The 17,980-nt window shown below is 68.3% G+C and carries 19 protein-coding genes; 12 read left to right on the top strand and 7 right to left on the bottom strand.

The features are described 5' to 3' along the window. Positions 1-38: 38 nt before the first annotated feature. From pyrE to DL990_RS02000, 3 genes are all read left to right on the top strand, one after another. On the top strand, positions 39-602 hold the full coding sequence (gene pyrE, locus DL990_RS02010) for an orotate phosphoribosyltransferase (protein WP_125784792.1): 564 nt from the start codon (positions 39-41) through the stop codon (positions 600-602). 117 nt (positions 603-719) lie between these two features. Next, complete coding sequence (locus DL990_RS02005) at positions 720-1,112, top strand: DUF2784 domain-containing protein (protein WP_125784793.1); 393 nt, start codon at positions 720-722, stop codon at positions 1,110-1,112. 20 nt (positions 1,113-1,132) lie between these two features. After that, positions 1,133-1,783, top strand: a complete 651-nt coding sequence (locus DL990_RS02000) for a TrmH family RNA methyltransferase (protein WP_370306354.1) — start codon at positions 1,133-1,135, stop codon at positions 1,781-1,783. 93 nt (positions 1,784-1,876) lie between these two features. On the opposite strand, the gene DL990_RS01995 is transcribed toward DL990_RS02000, so the two are convergent. Continuing rightward, positions 1,877-4,012 carry a molybdopterin-dependent oxidoreductase gene (locus DL990_RS01995; protein ID WP_125797717.1) on the bottom strand — a complete coding sequence of 712 codons (2,136 nt, stop codon included), beginning with the start codon at positions 4,010-4,012 and terminating at the stop codon, positions 1,877-1,879. A gap of 73 nt (positions 4,013-4,085) precedes the next feature. Here DL990_RS01995 and DL990_RS01990 point away from each other — a divergent pair, with 73 nt between their 5' ends. Then, complete coding sequence (locus tag DL990_RS01990) at positions 4,086-5,102, top strand: glycoside hydrolase family 76 protein (protein ID WP_125784796.1); 1,017 nt, start codon at positions 4,086-4,088, stop codon at positions 5,100-5,102. 67 nt (positions 5,103-5,169) lie between these two features. Here DL990_RS01990 and DL990_RS01985 read toward each other — a convergent pair whose 3' ends face one another. The 3 genes from DL990_RS01985 to DL990_RS01975 form a co-directional block, all read right to left on the bottom strand. Beyond that, positions 5,170-5,703 carry a GNAT family N-acetyltransferase gene (locus DL990_RS01985; RefSeq protein ID WP_125797716.1) on the bottom strand — a complete coding sequence of 178 codons (534 nt, stop codon included), beginning with the start codon at positions 5,701-5,703 and terminating at the stop codon, positions 5,170-5,172. 88 nt (positions 5,704-5,791) lie between these two features. Next, a complete protein-coding gene (locus DL990_RS01980) occupies positions 5,792-6,661 on the bottom strand; it encodes a LacI family DNA-binding transcriptional regulator (RefSeq protein ID WP_199746186.1) in 870 nt (289 codons plus the stop codon). Positions 6,662-6,749: 88 nt separating this feature from the next. Then, positions 6,750-7,784, bottom strand: coding sequence for a LacI family DNA-binding transcriptional regulator (locus DL990_RS01975; RefSeq protein WP_125784798.1), 1,035 nt, complete (start codon positions 7,782-7,784; stop codon positions 6,750-6,752). 128 nt (positions 7,785-7,912) lie between these two features. On the opposite strand from DL990_RS01975, the gene DL990_RS01970 reads away from it, so the two are divergent. From DL990_RS01970 to DL990_RS01940, 7 genes are all read left to right on the top strand, one after another. Beyond that, entirely contained in the window at positions 7,913-8,929 is a 1,017-nt protein-coding gene (locus tag DL990_RS01970; protein ID WP_125797715.1) for a substrate-binding domain-containing protein, read from the top strand. Further along, complete coding sequence (locus DL990_RS01965; protein WP_199746185.1) at positions 8,926-9,915, top strand: ABC transporter permease; 990 nt, start codon at positions 8,926-8,928, stop codon at positions 9,913-9,915. The genes DL990_RS01970 and DL990_RS01965 overlap by 4 nt, the downstream gene beginning before the upstream one ends. After that, entirely contained in the window at positions 9,912-10,721 is an 810-nt protein-coding gene (locus DL990_RS01960) for an ATP-binding cassette domain-containing protein (RefSeq protein ID WP_125797714.1), read from the top strand. Before DL990_RS01965 ends, DL990_RS01960 begins: the two co-directional genes overlap by 4 nt. A gap of 28 nt (positions 10,722-10,749) precedes the next feature. Continuing rightward, the gene (locus DL990_RS01955; protein WP_233620360.1) at positions 10,750-11,646 is read left to right on the top strand and encodes a PfkB family carbohydrate kinase; all 897 of its coding nucleotides are present in this window, start codon (positions 10,750-10,752) and stop codon (positions 11,644-11,646) included. Then, positions 11,643-12,290: a nucleoside/nucleotide kinase family protein gene (locus DL990_RS01950; RefSeq protein ID WP_125784801.1), complete on the top strand. Its 648-nt coding sequence runs from the start codon at positions 11,643-11,645 to the stop codon at positions 12,288-12,290. Before DL990_RS01955 ends, DL990_RS01950 begins: the two co-directional genes overlap by 4 nt. Then, positions 12,287-13,033, top strand: coding sequence for an SDR family oxidoreductase (locus DL990_RS01945; RefSeq protein ID WP_125784802.1), 747 nt, complete (start codon positions 12,287-12,289; stop codon positions 13,031-13,033). The genes DL990_RS01950 and DL990_RS01945 overlap by 4 nt, the downstream gene beginning before the upstream one ends. 183 nt (positions 13,034-13,216) lie before the next feature. After that, complete coding sequence (locus DL990_RS01940; protein WP_125784803.1) at positions 13,217-13,630, top strand: VOC family protein; 414 nt, start codon at positions 13,217-13,219, stop codon at positions 13,628-13,630. Between the two features lie 48 nt (positions 13,631-13,678). Here DL990_RS01940 and DL990_RS01935 read toward each other — a convergent pair whose 3' ends face one another. The 3 genes from DL990_RS01935 to DL990_RS01925 form a co-directional block, all read right to left on the bottom strand. Continuing rightward, positions 13,679-14,347: a DedA family protein gene (locus DL990_RS01935; protein ID WP_125784804.1), complete on the bottom strand. Its 669-nt coding sequence runs from the start codon at positions 14,345-14,347 to the stop codon at positions 13,679-13,681. 216 nt (positions 14,348-14,563) lie between these two features. Then, complete coding sequence (locus DL990_RS01930) at positions 14,564-16,825, bottom strand: MFS transporter (protein WP_125784805.1); 2,262 nt, start codon at positions 16,823-16,825, stop codon at positions 14,564-14,566. 4 nt (positions 16,826-16,829) lie between these two features. Beyond that, positions 16,830-17,348, bottom strand: coding sequence for a MarR family winged helix-turn-helix transcriptional regulator (locus tag DL990_RS01925; RefSeq protein ID WP_125784806.1), 519 nt, complete (start codon positions 17,346-17,348; stop codon positions 16,830-16,832). A gap of 204 nt (positions 17,349-17,552) precedes the next feature. Here DL990_RS01925 and DL990_RS01920 point away from each other — a divergent pair, with 204 nt between their 5' ends. Further along, entirely contained in the window at positions 17,553-17,978 is a 426-nt protein-coding gene (locus DL990_RS01920; RefSeq protein WP_125797713.1) for a PPOX class F420-dependent oxidoreductase, read from the top strand. Positions 17,979-17,980: the final 2 nt, after the last annotated feature.

Raw genomic sequence — 17,980 nt, 5'->3', positions numbered from 1 at the left:
CGGTGGTGCGCCGCGAGCCGTGTGTAAGACTCTCGGCCGTGGCGTACCCCGGTGTTGATCAAGCGGCGAAACTCGAACTGGCGAGACTGGTCGGCGAACTCTCCGTCGTGCACGGCAAGGTGACCTTGTCCTCTGGCAAGGAAGCCGACTACTACATCGATCTCCGGCGGGCGACGCTGCATCACGCGGCCGCCCCGCTCATCGGGAAGCTGCTTCGCCAGCTCACGCACGACTGGGACTACGTCGCCGCCGGCGGCCTGACCCTCGGCGCGGACCCGGTGGCGCTGGCCATGCTGCACTCCGCGGCCACCGACGGCGTCGTGCTCGACGCGTTCGTCGTCCGCAAGGGCGCCAAGGCGCACGGCATGCAGCGCCGGATCGAAGGCGTCGAGGTGCTCGGGCAGCGCGTGCTGGCCGTCGAGGACACCTCGACCACCGGCGGCAGCGTGCTCACCGCCGTCGAGGCGCTGCGCGAGGCCGGAGCGAAGGTGGTCGGCGTCGCGACCGTCGTCGACAGGGACACCGGAGCGCGCGAGGCCATCGAGAAGGAAGGCCTCGAATACCGCTACATCCTGAACAAGGACGATCTCGGTCTGTCCTGAGTAAAGCCTCCCGAACGGGGCATCCTCTGTGCGAACGGAGGATGCCCCGTTTTTTCGTGAGCGTTTCTCAATAAGAGAGGGGTAACGTCGCAGGTAGGGGTGTGAAGGGGGCTTGAGGTGGCGGGTTTCCTGGCGAACGTGACAGTCGCGGTGCACATTTTCGCGCTGTTGTTCATCGGATTCGGTGGCTTTCTCGCGTGGCGGTGGCCGAAGGTGATCTTCGTGCATGTGTTCTTCGCCGCATGGGGGGTCCTCGTCAACGTCTTCCCGTGGCCTTGCCCGCTGACGGCCGCCGAGAACTACTTCCGGCACCAGCAGGGTCTCGGCGACCTGCCCGGCGGCTTCAACGCCTACTACCTGTACGACACCGTGTTCCCACGCTCGTCGCTGCCGATCGTCGTCGTGATCGCGATGGCGACGGTGATCATCTCCTACATCGGCGCGTACCAGCGCTGGCGTCACCGCCACCACGACGGGGACGCACCGGCGCACCGCGTCAGCATGGGCTGAGTGACAATCCTCGGGTGAACTTGTCGGAAGAGGCCGGTCCCACCGAATGGGTGGCGAAGGAAGAGGTCGGCGTCGGTCCGTGGGAGGGCGAGTGGCCTTCGGACGAACGCTACGATCCGGAACTCCTCGCGAACGGCGACCGCCGCAACGTCGTCGACCCGTACCGCTACTGGCGGCGCGAGGCCATCGTGTCCGATGTGGACAGCCGTCGGCACCCGTTCCACGTGGCGATCGAGAACTTCCAGCACGACCACAACATCGGCACCGTGGTCCGGACGGCGAACGCGTTCGCCGCGGCCGCGGTGCACATCGTCGGGCGGCGGCGCTGGAACCGGCGCGGCGCCATGGTGACCGACCGCTACCAGCACCTTCTCCACCACGAGGACGTCAACGGGCTGCTGACCTTCGCCGCGACGGAGGGGCTCGCCGTGGTCGCCGTCGACAACACCCCCGGCTCGCAGCCCGTCGAGACCGCCGAGCTGCCGCGTGACTGCGTCCTGCTGTTCGGCCAGGAAGGGCCCGGCTTGTCGGCCGAGGCGCAGAAGACGGCCGCACTGGTCGTCTCGATCGCGCAGTTCGGCACGACCCGTTCGATCAATGCCGGCGTCGCCGCCGGGATCGTCATGCACGCCTGGATCCGGCAGCACGCCGACCTCACCCAAGCCTGGTGACCCGAACGCCCGCAATTAGTCACCTGCTTGCGGTCGGCGACTCGCGCCTGATCACCCACGGAACGACCGCAAGTAGGTGACTAATTGCGGGGGCTAGACGGGGGCGACCTCGACCGGGATGCCGTTGAGCACGGCGGTTCCGGACGGGACGTCGAGCAGGGTCTCGTCGGCGACCAGGTTCGAGTTGACCCCGGCGTGCGCGGCCGCGACCCGCGTGCGCGTGCCGTCGACGTCGTGACCCCAGCCGTGCGGCATGCTCACCACGCCGGGCCGGACGTCGGCCGTGACCTCCACCGGGGCTTCCAGCTTCCCCGCCCGCGACGTCACCGACGCGAGCCCGCCGTCGGTCAACCCGAGCCGGGAGGCGTCGTCCGGGTGAACCTGGACGGTGCACCGGTTCCCGCCGCGGACCAGCGGCGTCAGGTTGTGCATCCACGAGTTGTTCGAGCTCAGGTGCCGCCGTCCGATCAGCAGCAAACCGCCGTCCGGTGCCTTGTCCAGCTCCGCTCGCAGCCGCGGAACGTCCTTCGTGATCGCGTCCGGGGCCAGCTCGACCTTGCCACTGGCGGTGGTGAGCACCTCCGGCAGCCGCGGCTTCAGCGCGCCGAGATCGATGCCGTGCGGGGCGGCTTCGAGGTCCGCCAGTTTCAGCCCGTACGGTCCGCCGCGCAGCATCAGGTCGATCATCCGCGCCGGTCCCGTGCGGCCTTCGGCGAGCGACAGGTCGACACCGGTGCGCCGCGCCGTTTCGCCCGCGACCATCGTGTCGAAGGCGGCGACGTCGACGTCCGGGCCCTGGCCGGCGGCGATCCCGGCCATCCGCAGCAGGGTCACCCACTCCTGCGGCAGGTCCGTTTCGAGCGGCGGCGGAGTCCAGTTCGCGACGTTGCGCACGGCGAGCGCGTACAGCGCGACGTCGTAATGCGGCCGCTCCAGAGGTGAAGGGCCGGGCAGGATGACGTCGGCGTGCCGCGTGGTCTCGTTGAGGTACACGTCGAGCGAGACCATGAAGTCCAGCTGCCGCAACGCTTCCGTGAGCCGCGCGGAGTTGGGTGTGCTCAGCGCCGGGTTGCCGCTGATGGTCACCAGCGCCCGCACCCGGCCCTCGCCGGGTGTCTCGATCTCGTCCGCGAGCGTGGCCACCGGCAGTTCGCCGAGCACCTCGGGATACCCGCGCACCCGGCTCGTCCAGCGGCCGCTGGTGAACGGCGAGGACCGGCGCGGCCGCCAGAGCGCGGGCAGCGGGAACATCACGCCGCCTTCGCGATCGAGGTTGCCGGTGAGCGTGTTGACGACGTCGACCAGCCAGCTCGCGATGGTGCCGAACGACTGCGTCGTGGTCCCCATCCGGCCGTACACCGCGGCGCGCTCGGCGTCCGCGAGTTCGAGCGCGATGCGGCGGATCTCGGCGGCGTCGATCCCGGTCGCGGGCGCGACCGCCTCCGGGGTGAAGGGCTCCGCGAGCGCACGAACCTCGTCCACGCCGTTGACGTGCTCTCCCGGATCGACCCGGTTCTCCGCGAACAGGACGTTGACCAGCGCGAACAGGAACAACGCGTCGGTGCCGGGCCGGATCGCGTGGTGTTCGTCGGCGAGCTGGGCGGTCCGGGTGCGGCGAGGATCGAGGACGACGATCTTGCCGCCGCGCTTCCGGATCCCGCGCAGCCTGCCCCTGGTGTCGGCCGCGGTCATCAGGCTTCCGTTGGACACCAACGGGTTCGCGCCCAGGATGAGCAGGTGCCCGGTGCGGTCGAGGTCGGCGACGGGAATGGTCTGCGGGTCGCCGAAGAGGTAGCCGGAGGAGAAGTGCTTCGGCATCTGGTCGACCGTGGTCGCGGTATAGAAGTTCTTGGTGCCCAAGGCTTTGAAGAACACGCGGCCGTAGAGCACCAGTGCCGCGTTGTGCACCGTCGGGTTGCCGGAGTACACCGCGACGGCGTTCTTGCCGTACTCGTCGATGATCGGCCGGAGCCGCCGGTCGATCTCGGCGAAGGCCTCGTCCCAGGTGACTTCGACGAACTCGCCGTCGCGTTTCACCAGCGGCGCTGTGAGCCTGTCCGGGTCGTGGTGCAGCGCGCCGAGCGAAGCGCCCTTCGGGCAGATGTAGCCCTTCGAGAAGACGTCCTCCTGGTCACCCTGCACGCGGGTGACCAGGCTCTTCTCGTCGATCGTCACCTCCAGCCCGCAGGTGGCTTCGCAGAGCGGGCAGGTCACGTGCGCCGTGGTCATGAAGCACCTCGCGGGTTCGGGAGTACTCCCAACATACTGAGCGGTATGTCGGCGGGCAAGGGATGATGGCGCGATGACTGCTCTCGCCGACCGGGCCGCGGCCGCCGAGCGCGCGATCCGCGACCGGCATCTGCGCGGTGTCTGGGGACTGCCCGGCACCGTGCTCGGCCGCAGCGGCTGGCCGCCCTCGATGGGCCAGCGCGTCCACTGGCACTGGAACTACTGGTGGCAGGCACATCTGCTGGACACCCTCGTCGACGCGCAGCTGCGGGACCCTTCACCGGATCGGCTGAAGCTGATCGACCGGTTCGTGCTGTCCGTGCGGTTGCGCAACTTCGGCAAGTGGATCAATGACTACTACGACGACATCGCCTGGCTCGGCCTCGCGCTGCAACGCGTCGGGCAGCTCGGGCCGGACGTCCGCGGCGGGCTGGAGGCGATCAGCTCACGGCTGCGCGAAGGCTGGACCGACGACGCCGGCGGCGGGATCTGGTGGCGCGTCGGCGACGATTTCAAGAATGCCCCCGCGAACGGCCCGGCCGCGATCTTCCATGCCCGCGAAGGTGCGACGCAGCACGCTCGTGGTTTGACCGACTGGATGACCGAGCGGCTCGTCGACCCGGATTCCGGATTGGTGTGGGACGGCCTGCGGGTCGGCAGCGGCGAACTGGTCAAACATATTTTCACGTACTGCCAAGGGGTTTATCTCGGCGCCTGCCTCGAACTGTCCGAACTGGACAGTGTGGAGCGCACGGTCCGCGCGGTCGCGGAACACGTCGCGCCGAACGGGGTGATCCGAGGGCAGGAAGGCGGCGACGGCGGCCTGTTCGGCGGGATCCTGGCCCGGTACCTGGCGCTCGCGGCGCCGACGCTGCCGAGCGGGATCGCGCGCGACCTGGTCATCCGGTCGGCTGAGGCCTGCTGGTCCGGTGCCGCCGAGACGCCGCACGGGCCGCTCTTCAGTGCCGACTGGGCGACTCCGGCGCCTTCGCTGCCCCTCGCGGGTGATGCCCCGGAACGTGACCTGTCCGTTCAGGTGAGCGCGTGGATGCTCCTCGAAGCCGCAGCGACCCTCGACCCCCGCAATTAGTCACCTACTTGCGACGCGCGCCAGGCGTACAACGCGAGGGGACGACGCAAGTAGGTGACTAATTGCGTCACCAGACGTCGCCCGCACGCCAGTCGCAGGTGATCTCCCCGTCCAGATCGAGGGTGACGCCCACCGGCAGCACGTGGATCGACCCGTCTTCCTCCTTCGTCGGCTCCACGCCCGAAGGCGTCATGGCCGACGAAGTCCCGCGCCACAGCAGCCAGCCGCGCGACGCGTAGAACTCCAGAGCCTCGTGGGACGCCGAGAGCGCCCCGAGGTCGTACGCCTTCCGCAGGACCCGCTCCAGCGCGTCCATCATCGCGGCGCCGTGCCCGCGACGCCGGTGATCCGACCGGACGGCGACCGCCTCGACGTAACCCGTCCGGAGGATCCGCCCGTCGTGCATCAGCCGCCGCTGGACCAGTGACGCGTGCCCGACGAGTTCGCCGCTCTCCCACACCAGCGTGTGCATGCCGCCGAGGGCGTTCTCCCAGTCGTGGTCGCTGAAATCGCCGTCGAAAGCGTCGTCCAGCAGAGCGCGTGCCGCGGTCAGCACGTCTGCTCCGAGGTCGGCGGTGTGCACGGTCCACAGGTCGGTCATTCCGCCATCATCACCCGGCGGCGGGCTTCTCACCAGCGAGATCCGAAGCACTCTCTACCGCTGAGGATCCAATCGGCGCTGTAGTGATTCAGCAGCCGCACGACTGACGGTGTATGAACCGCGGTGCGAGCCGTACGGATTCGGGCCGTCGCTCAGGGTCGGTGATCCGGGCAAGCAGGAGTTCGACGGCCTTGCGCCCGATCTCCTCGATCGGCTGCGCCATCGTGGTGACCGCCGGGGTCACCTGCCCCGCCCACTCCATGTCGCCGTAGCCGACGATCGCGAGGTCGCGCCCGATCCGGATGCCGAGCCGGTGCGCCTCGTACTGGACGCCGATCATCATCGCCTCGCTCGCCACCACGAGCGCGGTCGGCGACGGCCAGCTGTCCAGCAGTTTCGCGGTCGCGGCGGCGGCCCCGCCAGGGGTCGACTGCCCGCACGCGACCAGCTGCGACGTCCACCGGAGGCCGGAGCGGCCGAGGCCGAGCCGGTAGCCCAGTGCCCGCTCCTCGTAGGTGGTCATGTCCTCTTCGCCCGAGATGAAGCCGATCTTGCGGTGCCGCAGCCCGGCGAGGTGCCGCACGAGCGCGCACACGGCCTGGATGTTCTCGGAGCCGACCTGGTCGACGTCGTTGCGGCCGGCCATCCGGTCGACGAGCACGGTCGGCACGCCCATCCGGACCAGTCCGTTGACCACCGCTTCGTCGCCGGCCGCCGGGACGAGCAGCACACCGTCGACACGGTCCGCCCGCAGCGCGCGGATGACCGCGGCTTCTTCGGCGACGCTGTCCCCGGTGTCGGCGAGGGTGATTTCGCAGCCGTGACGGCGTGCGGCGCGGCGGATGGCGCGGACGAGTTCACCCGAATACGGGTTCGCGTGCATCGCCATGGCCACCCCGAACCGGTGGGTGACAGGGGTGTCCTCCCACAGGGGTAACGCCGGGGACAATGCGGTCATCGCTCCACGCCTTCATCCGAGCCTGAACGACGGTAACGGCTGACGGAGCGTCGCTCGGCGGCAAGACCGGAAAGTCTCCCAACAATCATCAATACGAGTGAACGAGAGCGCATCCGCAGGACGCGCGATGGCGGAGCGTAGGCGGAATACGCATCGTCTGGGCCTTGCGTCCCGGATCGTTGATCCTCGCCAGCAGGAGGCGCACCGCCTGTGTGCCGATCTCCTCGATCGGCTGCGCCATCGTGGTCAGCGGCGGATCGACCAGATCGGCCCATTCGACGTCGTCGTAGACCACGACCGGCAGGTCGACGCCCGCTCGCAGCCCGCGCCGCCGCAACTCGTGCAGCACGCCGACCATCATGGTGTCATTGGCGACCACGAGCGCCGTCGGCGGCTCGGGCAGCGCGAGCAGTGTGCTCAGCGCGAGGGCCCCGCCCGCCTGCGAGGACTGCCCGCACGCGACCAGGTCCTCCGACCAGGTCAAACCCGAACGGCCGAGCCCCAAGCGATAGCCGAGGATCCGCTCTTCGCTGGTGCTCAGCCCGGCCGTGCCGCTGATCATGCCGATCCGCTGATGCCCGAGCGACGCCAGATGCGCCGTCAGCGCGGACGTCGATTGGATGTTCTCGGCGCCGACCTGGTCGACGTCGGTGCGGGTGGAGAGCCGGTCGATGAGCACGGTCGGGACGTCGAGCGAGACGAGTTCGCCGATCACCGAACCGTCTCCAGGCGACGGCGTGATCAGCAGCCCGTCGACGCGGCGCGAACGCAGGGTCCGCACGGTCTCACGTTCGGTGTCGACGGTGTCGTGTGTGTCGGCGAGCAAGACCGTGTACCCGGCCAGTGCGGCTTCGCGTTCGATCGCCTGGATCAGGACGGCGAAGTACGGGTTCGCGACCAGGGAGATCGCGACGCCGATCGACCTCGTCCCGCCGGTCACCAGCGAGCGGGCGATGGCGTCACCGGTGTAGCCGGTCTGCTCGATCGCGCGGAGGACGGCCAGCTTGGTCTCTTCGGCCACCGCCCTTGTCCCGTTGACCACGTGGGAAACAGTGGTGATCGAGACTCCCGCCAGCTCGGCGATGTCGCGTTGGGTGGGACGGGACGAGCGAGACGGCGGCATTACCAATCCTCGGTGAGTGCTCTGTCGAGAGAGTCTGGGGCAAGCGTTTGCGCAAACGCTTGCGAGTGAGCATAACCCTGTCTACCTTCCGGTCCATCACGGACAGCCTTGAATCGGAGGGCATCCCCATGAGACAGCGCAGTCTCGCCGCGCTCGCCATGGCCGCCGCACTCGCGGTGACCTCGGCCGGGTGCACCGTCGAACGCCACTGGGGTGGCGGCTCGAACGCGGGCGGCGGTGGCAAGGCCAAGGTCGGCCTGGTCACGAAGACCGACACCAATCCCTACTTCGTGGAACTGAGAGCGTCCGCCAAGGCCGCCGCCGAGGCGAACGGCGCGGAGTTCAGCGCGCTCGCCGGCCAGTTCGACGGTGACAACGACGGCCAGGTCCGGGCCATCGAGAACCTCATGCAGCAGGGTGCGAACACCATCCTGATCACGCCGAGTTCGTCGACCGGTGTCCTCGACGCCATCGACCGCGCCCGCAAGGCCGGGGTGCTGGTCATCGCGCTCGACACGGCGACCGAGCCGGATACCGCCGTCGACGCCACCTTCGCCACGGACAACTTCGAGGCCGGACGCCGTCAAGGCGCGTACGTCAAGGCCGCGCTGGCAGGCAAGCCGCCGAGACTGTTCATGGTGGACGGCACCGCCGGGTCCACAGTGGACACTCAGCGGCACACCGGGTTCCTCAAGGGCATCGGGCTGACCGACGCTTCGCCGGAGATCAAGGGCAAGACGCCCGCGAACGGCGACCAAAGCCTCGCGCAGCAGGGTGTCGAGAACCTGCTTCAGCGCACCACCGAAATCAACGCCGTCTACACGATGAACGAGCCGATGGGCCGCGGCACCTACGCCGCGCTCCAGGCCCGCGGCCTGGTGAACCAGATCGTGATGGGCTCGATCGACGGCGGCTGCGAAGGCGTCAAGAACGTGCGCGACGGCCAGTACGCCGCCACGGTCATGCAGTTCCCCAAGAAGATGGCCGAGCAGGGCGTCCTCGCCGCCGTCGAATACGCCAAGACCGGCAAGAAGCCGAGCGGGTTCGTCGATACCGGGTCCGCGGTGATCACCGACAAGCCGATCCCCGGCGTGGAAAGCCAGGACACCAAGTGGGGCCTCGAGAACTGCTGGGGGACGAAGTGACGACTGCAACCCTGAAAGGCAACGAACGCCCGTCGATCGGTGAGTTCTTCCTGCGCGCACCGGCCGTCGGGCCCGCGCTGGCCCTGCTCGTCGCGATCGTGGTGTTCTCCCTCTCGACGGACACGTTCCTCGACCTCGACAACCTTTCCCTTGTGGTGCAACAGTCCCTGGTGGTCGGCACGCTCGCGCTCGGGCAGACGCTGATCATCCTGACCGCGGGCATCGACCTGGCCAACGCGGCCGCGATGGTGCTAGCGACGCTGATCATGGCGAAGCTCGTGGTCGGCGGCGTCTCCGGGATCTGGGCGCTGCTGCTGGGAATCGTGGCGACGGTGGTGATCGGGATGGTCACCGGTTCGCTGGTCACCCGGATCAAACTGCCGCCGTTCATCGTCACGCTCGGCCTGCTGACGGTGCTCACCGCGGCCGCGAAACTGTTCGCCGACGGCCAGGCCGTCCCGGTCGCGGACGAACTGCTCAAATGGCTCGGCACCCGCCGGTACCTGTTCGGCGGCATCCCGATCACCTACGGCATGACGCTCGCTTTGCTGATGTACCTGTGCCTTTGGTACGCGCTCACGCGGACGCCGTGGGGCAAGCACGTCTACGCGGTCGGCAACGCGCCGGAATCCGCGCGGCTGTCCGGGATCAAGGTCAACCGCACGATCCTTTCGGTGTACATCGTCGCCGGGGTGATCGTCGGGATCGCCGCCTGGCAGGCGCTCGGCCGCGTGCCGAACGCCGACCCGAACGCCTTCCAGCTCGGCAACCTCGACTCCATCACCGCGGTGGTGCTCGGCGGCGCGAGCCTGTTCGGCGGCAGGGGTTCCGTACTCGGCACGATGATGGGCGCGCTGGTCGTCGCGGTCCTGCGGTCCGGGCTGACCCAGCTCGGGGTGGACGCGCTCTACCAGGACGTCGCCACCGGCGCCCTGCTCATCGGCGCGGTCTGCGTCGACCGGTTCGCGAGGAGGCAGCAGTCATGACGACGCCCACGTTGTCCGCTCAAGGACTGGTCAAACGCTACGGCCGGGTCACCGCCATCGACGGCGCCGACTTCGAGCTGCTCCCCGGCGAGGTGCTCGCCGTCGTCGGCGACAACGGCGCCGGGAAGTCGAGCCTCATCAAAGCCCTTTCGGGCGCGGTGATCCCGGACGCCGGTGAGATCAAAGTGGACGGTCAGACCGTCCACTTCAAGTCCCCTTTGGACGCTCGCCACTACGGGATCGAGACGGTGTACCAGGATCTCGCGGTCGCGCCCGCGCTCGACATCGCGTCGAACATGTTCCTCGGCCGGGAAAAGCGGCGTAAGGACCTCTTCGGGAGAGTGTTTCGCAAACTGGATAGCGCCGCCATGCGGGCCGACGCGCAGCGGATCCTCGACGAACTCGGCATCAACATCAAGTCGATCACGCAGCCCGTGGAGACGTTGTCCGGCGGGCAGCGCCAGGGTGTCGCGGTCGCGCGGGCGGCCGCGTTCGGCACCAAGGCGGTGATCATGGACGAGCCCACCGCCGCGCTCGGCGTCGCCGAATCCGGCAAGGTGCTCGACCTGATCAACCGGATCCGCGAACGCGGCCTGCCGGTGGTGCTGATCAGCCACAACATGCCGCATGTGTTCGACATCGCCGATCGCATCCACGTGCACCGCCTCGGCAAACGGGTCGCGGTCGTCTCGCCGAAGACGCACACCATGAACCAGGTCGTCGGCCTGCTCACGGGTGCGCTGAAGATCGGTGAGAACGGCGAAGTCGAAGAGGTCGCTTCAGCCGTCCACACGGGGCTGAGCTGATGGCATCTCAGCGGGAAAAAGTACTTCGATGCTAGTGCGGGTGCTGCTGGCGGGCTTGTGCACCGTCGACCAGGTTCAGCGCGTCGCCGAAATCCCGGCGCCGGGCGAGAAGGTGCGTTCGCTGTCGATGGACGTCGCCGCCGGGGGGCCGGCGACGAACGCGGCGGTGACCGTGGCCGCGCTCGGCGCCGGGGCGACGCTCCTGACGGTCGCCGGTGCGCATCCGCTGGCGGCACTCGCCCGCGCCGATCTCGAAACGCACGGCGTCGACCTGGTCGACCTCGATCCCGAGCGGCCCGATCCACCCGCGATCAGCGCCATCGTCGTCCGTGACTCCGACGGCGAGCGCACCGTCGTCTCGCGCAACGCCCACGCCTCCTCGCAATTCGTCACCTCCTTGCGATCCTTGCGCGCGCAGCTATCGCAAGTAGGTGACGAATTGCCGGGGTGTGTGCTGCTGGACGGGCATCATCCGGAGGTGGCGCTGGAGGTCGCGCGCTGGGCACGGGAGCGCGCGATACCGGTGGTGCTCGACGCCGGGAGCTGGAAGCCGGTCTTCCTCGAACTCCTGCCGCTCGTCGACATCGCCGCCTGCTCCTCGCTGTACCGCGGGGACGACCCCCGCGAGCACGGCGTGCCGGTGGTCATCACGACCGCGGGCCCCGATCCGGTGCGCTGGTCGACGGCGGACGGATCCGGTGCGGTCCCCGTCCCGGTCACCCGGGCGCGTGACACGCTGGGTGCGGGCGACGTGTGGCACGGGGCTTTCGCGTACGCGGTCGCGCAGTGTCAAGGAACCGAGAACGTCGGGGACTTGCCGCGCTGGATCGAGTTCGCCAACGAGGTGGCCGCCGAACGGGTGCGGCATGAAGGACCGAGGTCGTGGACGGCCGCGGTCGCGAAGATGGGAGAAGTACTGCCATGACAGCCATGCCTCCGGTGTTCGAGGACCTGTTGAGCAGGGCGCAGACGCTGGCGAAGCCGGGACAGCGCAGCGTGCTCGGCATCGTCGGCGCCCCCGCGTCCGGCAAGACGACGCTGGCCTGGGGGCTGGCGAAGGCGCTGGGCACGAGGGCCGCGGTGGTCGGGATGGACGGCTTCCACCTGGCTCAGGTGGAGCTGCAGCGGCTCGGGCGGGCGGAGCGCAAGGGCGCGCCGGACACCTTCGACGCCGCCGGGTACGTGCACCTGCTGCGCAGGCTCGCCGAAGGTCGCGAGACGGTCTACGCGCCCGAATTCCGCCGGGAGATCGAGGAGCCGATCGCCGGTGCCGTCGCGGTCACGCCGGACGTCCCGCTGGTCATCACCGAGGGGAACTACCTGCTCATGCAGGACGACCCGTGGAGCGGTGTGAAGCCGATCCTCGCCGAGTCGTGGTTCCTCGCGCCCGACGAACCCGAGCGCATCGAGCGGCTCGTCTCACGGCACCGCCGCTACGGCCGTTCGCTGGTCGACGCGCGTCGCCGCGCGCTCGGTTCCGACCAGCGCAACGCCGATCTGATCGCCTCCACCAGCAGCCGGGCCGACCTGGTCCTCGAGAACCTGCCGCTGGTCAACTTCGCGATATGACAGGCGTTCTCATCGTCACCGGCGGCAGCAAAGGCATCGGCGCGGCGGTCTGTGAACTGGCCGCCGCGCGCGGTTACGACGTCGTCGTCAACTACGCGGGTGACGCCGAAGCGGCCGAAGACGTCGCTTCGCGCGTCCGGCAGCACGGCGTCCGGGCGATCACCCAGCGCGGCGACGTGGCGTCCGAGGACGACGTGGTGGCCCTGTTCGACGCCGCCGTCGAGCTCGGCCCCCTCGCCGGAGTGGTCGCGAACGCGGCCATCACCGGCAACACCCCCGGCCGCTTCGACGAATACGACGTCGATGTCGTCCGTCGCGTGGTCGATGTCAACATCACGGGTGTCTTCCTGTGCGTCCGCGAGGGCATCCGCCGGATGTCCACCCGGTACGGCGGCGAGGGCGGCGCGATCGTGACGCTGTCCTCCACCGCCGCGCGGACCGGTTCGCCCGGCGAATGGGTCCACTACGCGGGCACCAAGGCCGCGGTCGAAACGATGACTTACGGCGTCGCGCAAGAAGTCGCGAAAGAATCCATTCGGGTCAACGCGGTCGCGCCAGGCATGATCCACACCGGACTGCACGCCGCGGCGGGAATGCCCGATCGCATGGAGCGGATCGCGCCGACCATTCCGATGGGACGGGCTGGCGAACCCGGCGAAGTCGCGGAAGCCGTGCTGTGGCTGCTTTCCCCGGCCGCGTCGTACACCACCGGGACGGTGCTGACCGTCGGCGGAGGACGTTGACACCCGGACCACGGAGCGGTCACGAGGTGATATCGGGTCCGCGTGCGGTTCAGCCACTTTTTAACACTTTTTCCCGGCGGATATCACGATTCATGTGGGAAGTCGGCGGATCACCTCGTCGTCACAGGCGCCTGTGTCACCCTGGTGGCGCCCCCAAGCTCTTGATCAGGACGGTCATCCCCGATGTCCAAGCTCATGTCTGTGCACCACCTGGCACTCACCGTGACCGATGTGGACCGGAGCGTGCCCTGGTACGCCCGTGTGCTCGAACTCGAAGAGTTCACACGTCGCGAAGACCCCGAAACGGGTCTTCGGAAGGTCGTGCTCAGGTCGCCGAGCGAGGGTTTCGCGGTCGTGCTCGTCGAGCACCAGGACACCGAGCGGCCGCGGTTCGACGAACGCCGGACAGGTCTGGACCACGTGGCGTTCAAGGTTTCTTCGCGATCGGAACTGGCCGAATGGGAAGCGCGGCTCTCCGAATACGGCGTCTTCTACACACCTTCGAAGGGATCGCGGACCCTGGAAGGCTCGTCGGTCATCGTGTTCCGTGACCCGGACGGGATCCAGCTGGAGATCTGGGCCGACCCGGAGCTGTAGGCGTGGGAGCGCAGCTGCTCCGTTGAGGGCGGCGGGGGCATGGATGGACTAGGCGGCGCTCTCTTCGGTCTCTTCGGCGGGCCGCCGCATCTCCTGGCGGTAGCGGATCACGCCGTAGGCCGTGCCCACCACGAAGAACGCGATGCTGATCCACAGCGCCGCCGTCTTGACCCACGGCAGCTGGTCGAGCAGACCGGCGCCGTAGTAGCCGAGCAGCACCAGCGTCGGCACCCAGAGCAGCCCGCCCAGCGCCGTCGCGAGAGCGAACCGGCGCGGATCCATCCGCGCGGTCCCCGCGATGAGCGGCGCCAGCGTGCGGATCCACGGGATCCAGCGCGCGGCCACGATGGCGAAGAAACCCCTGCGATCCAGGAATGTCCTGGCGCGGTCGAGATTGTGCCGGTTCAGCACCTTGCCGCCGCGGCGCGCGATCAGTTTCGTGCCCGTCGACCGGCCGATGTAGTACCCCACCTGGTTGCCGAGGATCGCGACGAGCAGCGCGGCGGCCGACAACAGCCACGCGTTCAGGTCCGAGCCGTGCTGTGCGAGGACGACCCCGGCCGCGAACAGCAGGGAGTCTCCGGGCAGGAACAGCCCGATGATCAGCGCGCACTCCACGAAGATGAAGCTCAGCACGATCACCCAGACGAGCACCGGCCCGGCGGTGTCGAGCCAGCTCACGCCGATGCCCGCGGCCTCGGTGTACACCTCAGTCACGACGCGAGCCTACGTGTACTTCGAGAACCGCACGCGGCCGAACCATGGAATCGGGGTGTCAGCGGCCCGGTCACCTGCTCCGGATACGCCAGGACGGTCCGTTCTTCGCGGTCGGCGAGGTTCGGATCCACACCGGCGCCCGCCAGCCCCGCAAGCGCAATGAAGGGGCCTTTCATTGCAAAATTTGCAATGAAAGGCCCCTTCATCTCAGCCTGACTAGTGCTCGACGAGCTCGTCGAGCGCCTGGTCGTAGCTCAGCCGGACGTCGTGTTCGGCCTGGTCACCGCCCAGCAGTTCCACCCGGCTGGTCGCGGGCGGATAGCCGCTCGCGATCACCGTGTAGGTCCCGGCGGGCAGGTCGCTGACCGTGTAGTTGCCCTCGGCGTCGGTCCTCGCCACGGCGGCGACGCCGCCCGAGGAGTCGAGCACGGTGATCCGCGCGTCCGGTACCACCCGGTCGCCGTCGGTGCGGGCGACGCCGCTCAGCAGGATCGTGCTGACCAGTTCGAAGTCGTGGCGCAGCACCCCGGCCCCGGTGGCGGTCAGCGTCGCCGCGATCGGCCGGAACCAGCGGCCGCTGGCGACGAGCGTGTACCGCCCGCCCACGATGCCGGCGAACGAATAGACGCCGTTCTCGTTCGTGTGCGTCCTGGCCACCTGATTGCCGTTGTGGTCGATCAGGGTCAGCGCCGCACCCGCGACGTTCGTGGCGTCGTCCCGGCGGACATGCCCGCTGATCTGCGCGGATCCGGCCCGGTATGCCCCGTTCCCGTTGGTCATCGCGTGCTTGCCCGGTTCGACGGGCGCGGTCACGATCGTCTTCTCGGAGGCCGTTTCGACAGGCGCGTCGTCCTCCTCGAGGAGTGCTTCGCCGCCTTCGAGAGCCGAAGCCGCCGAAGGAGCCGAGCCGCCGAGCAGCGGGATCTCCTTCATGAACATCAGGACCAGCGTCGCCAGCAGCGCGACCGCGCCCGCCACGTAGAACACCGTGGTGATCGACTCGGTGAAGCCGATCAGCACCGGGGTCTTGATGGCCTCGGGCAGGTTCGCGATACCGCTCGTGTTCGTGGTGATGTCACCCAGCGCCGCGGCGCCTTCACCGGTCGGCGCGTTGCCGCCGAACGCCTTGGTGATGTTGCCCGGCAGGACGTTGAACAGGATCGTCAGGAACACCGCGACACCCGCGGTACCACCGATCTGGCGGAAGAACGTCGCCGAAGCGGTGGAGACGCCCATGTCGCTGCGCGGGCCCGCGTTCTGCACCGCGATGATCAGCGTCTGCATGCAGGCACCGAGGCCGAGACCGATGATCGCGGCCGCGACCAGCGGGTGCCACAGCGGGCTGTTGTACTCGACCTGCGCGAAGAAGAACGAGCCCGCCGCGATCAGCAGCGTGCCGACCACCGGGAACACCTTGTAGCGACCGGTTTTGCTGGTGATCTGGCCCGAGATGATCGAACCGCTCATGATGCCCGCCATCAGCGGGATCATCAGCAGCCCCGACTCGGTCGGCGAGAACTCCAGAACCACCTGCATGTACTGCGGGATCATCATGATCGCGCCGAACATCGCGACACCGACGATGACGCCGCCGACGATCGCGACCGTGAAGGTCGAGTTCTTGAACAGCCGCAACGGGATCAGCGCCGCGTCCTTCATCAGCTTCTCGATGAAGATGAAGGCGACCACGCCGATGGCGCCGATGACGTAGCAGATGATGGCGTTCTGCGAGCCCCAGCCCCACTTGTTGCCCTGCTCGGCGACGATCAGGAACGGCACCACGGCGACGACGAGCGCGAGCCCGCCCCACCAGTCGATCTTGTGGTCGTGGCGCTGATGCGGCACGTTGAGCACGCGGGCGACGACGAACAGCGCGACGATCGCGATCGGCACGTTGATCAGGAACACCCAGCGCCAGCCGGCGATGTCGTAGCCGAAGACGCTGCCGAGCTTGTCGAAGTCGGCGAAGAACCCGCCGAGCACCGGGCCGAGCACCGTGGAGATACCGAACACGGCGAGGAAGTAACCCTGGTAGCGGGCACGTTCCCGCGGCGGCACGATGTCGCCCATGATCGTCATCGCCAGCGACATCAGACCGCCGGCGCCGAGGCCCTGGATCGCGCGGAACGCGGCCAGTTCGTACATCGACGTCGCGAACGCCGAGGCGATCGAGCCGATGAGGAAGATCGAGATCGCCGCGATGTAGAACGGCTTGCGCCCGTAGATGTCGGACAGCTTGCCGTAGATCGGCGTGACGATCGTCGAGGTGATCAGGTAGGCCGTGGTGATCCAGGCCTGCAGGTCGAACCCGTTGAGGTCATTCGCGATGCGGACGATCGAGGTGCCAACGATCGTCTGGTCGAGCGCCGCCAGGAACATACCCGACATCAGGCCGATCAGGATCGTGACGATCTGACGGTGACTGAGCCGGGGTCCGTCTTCTTCGACGGCAGGCGGACTTTCTACGGTGGAACTCATTGCTTCAGGCCCCCTTGGCCTTCGACGCCGACGCGGGGTCGGCGAACTGTGGAGATGTTTTTTCGAGGTCGTCGTTCAGCCGGTGGAACAGCGAGTTGAGGGTTTTCCGGTCGTCGTCGGACCAGTCGCCGAGCACCTCGGCGAGCCACTGGTTCCGCTGCTTGCGGTTCTCCTCGAACACCCGATGCCCTTCGGCGGTCGGTGCGAGCAGGCAGGCGCGGCCGTCTTCGGGGTCGGCCAGGCGCTCGACCAGCCCGTGCTGGACGAGAGAGCTCGACTGCCTGCTGATGGTCGAGATCTCGGAGTGCAGGAATTCGGCGAGTTTGCTGGTCCGCTGGGGGCCGACGTGGATGAGGCAGAAGAGGATCGCGTACGCGGCCCGCTCGATGCCGTCCGGTCCCTGTTTGGACACCTGGGACTTGGCCCGGTTGACCAGGCGGACGAGCCGCACGAGCTCGTGCCCGAGGGTGTCGGCCAGGTCGAGGTCGGCCTTCGACCTGGTGCCGGGTGTCGTGGGTGTCATCGCCGTCTCTCTCGCCGGTTGCTTGGTCACTGCAACTAGTTGCCTAGAGCAAGGATGTTCCTCTCAAGAGAGCTTCGCAAGAAGAAAGTGACGTTGTGTGTCGGACAACACTTTAGTTGCCGTATGCAAGCACATTTATTCGTGCATGTTTGTCCGGTTCGCCCGGCTTGGGTCGCTGAGCTGCGCTTTTGCTTTGATGGAGGCATGACCGACTCCGCGCTCTACGTGATCCTCGCCGACCGAAACTTCGGCACCCTCGCCACCGTCAAGCGCGACGGCAGGCCTCAGCTGTCGACCGTCAATTACCTCTACGACGCGGACGCCGGCGCGATCCTGATCTCGATCACCGCACCGCGCGCCAAGACGAAGAACCTGCGGCGCGACCCGCGGGCGACGTTCCACGTCTCGACCGAGAGCGGTGACGGCTACGTCGTCGTCGAGGGGCCCGCGGTGCTGACGCCGACCGCCGCTTCGCGCGACGACGCGACCGTGGACGCGCTGGTGGACCACTACCGGCGGGCCCGGGGCGAGCATCCGGACTGGGCCGAGTTCCGCGACGCCATGGTCGCCGACCAGCGCGTTCTGCTCACCATCCCGATCGAGCGCGTCTACGGCCTCTCCCGCAATTAGTC

The organism is Amycolatopsis sp. WAC 01416 (assembly GCF_003947485.1).
Lineage (GTDB): Bacteria > Actinomycetota > Actinomycetes > Mycobacteriales > Pseudonocardiaceae > Amycolatopsis.
The sequence above is the reverse complement of the archived record's forward strand: the minus strand, read 5'-3'. Positions and strand labels throughout refer to the sequence as shown.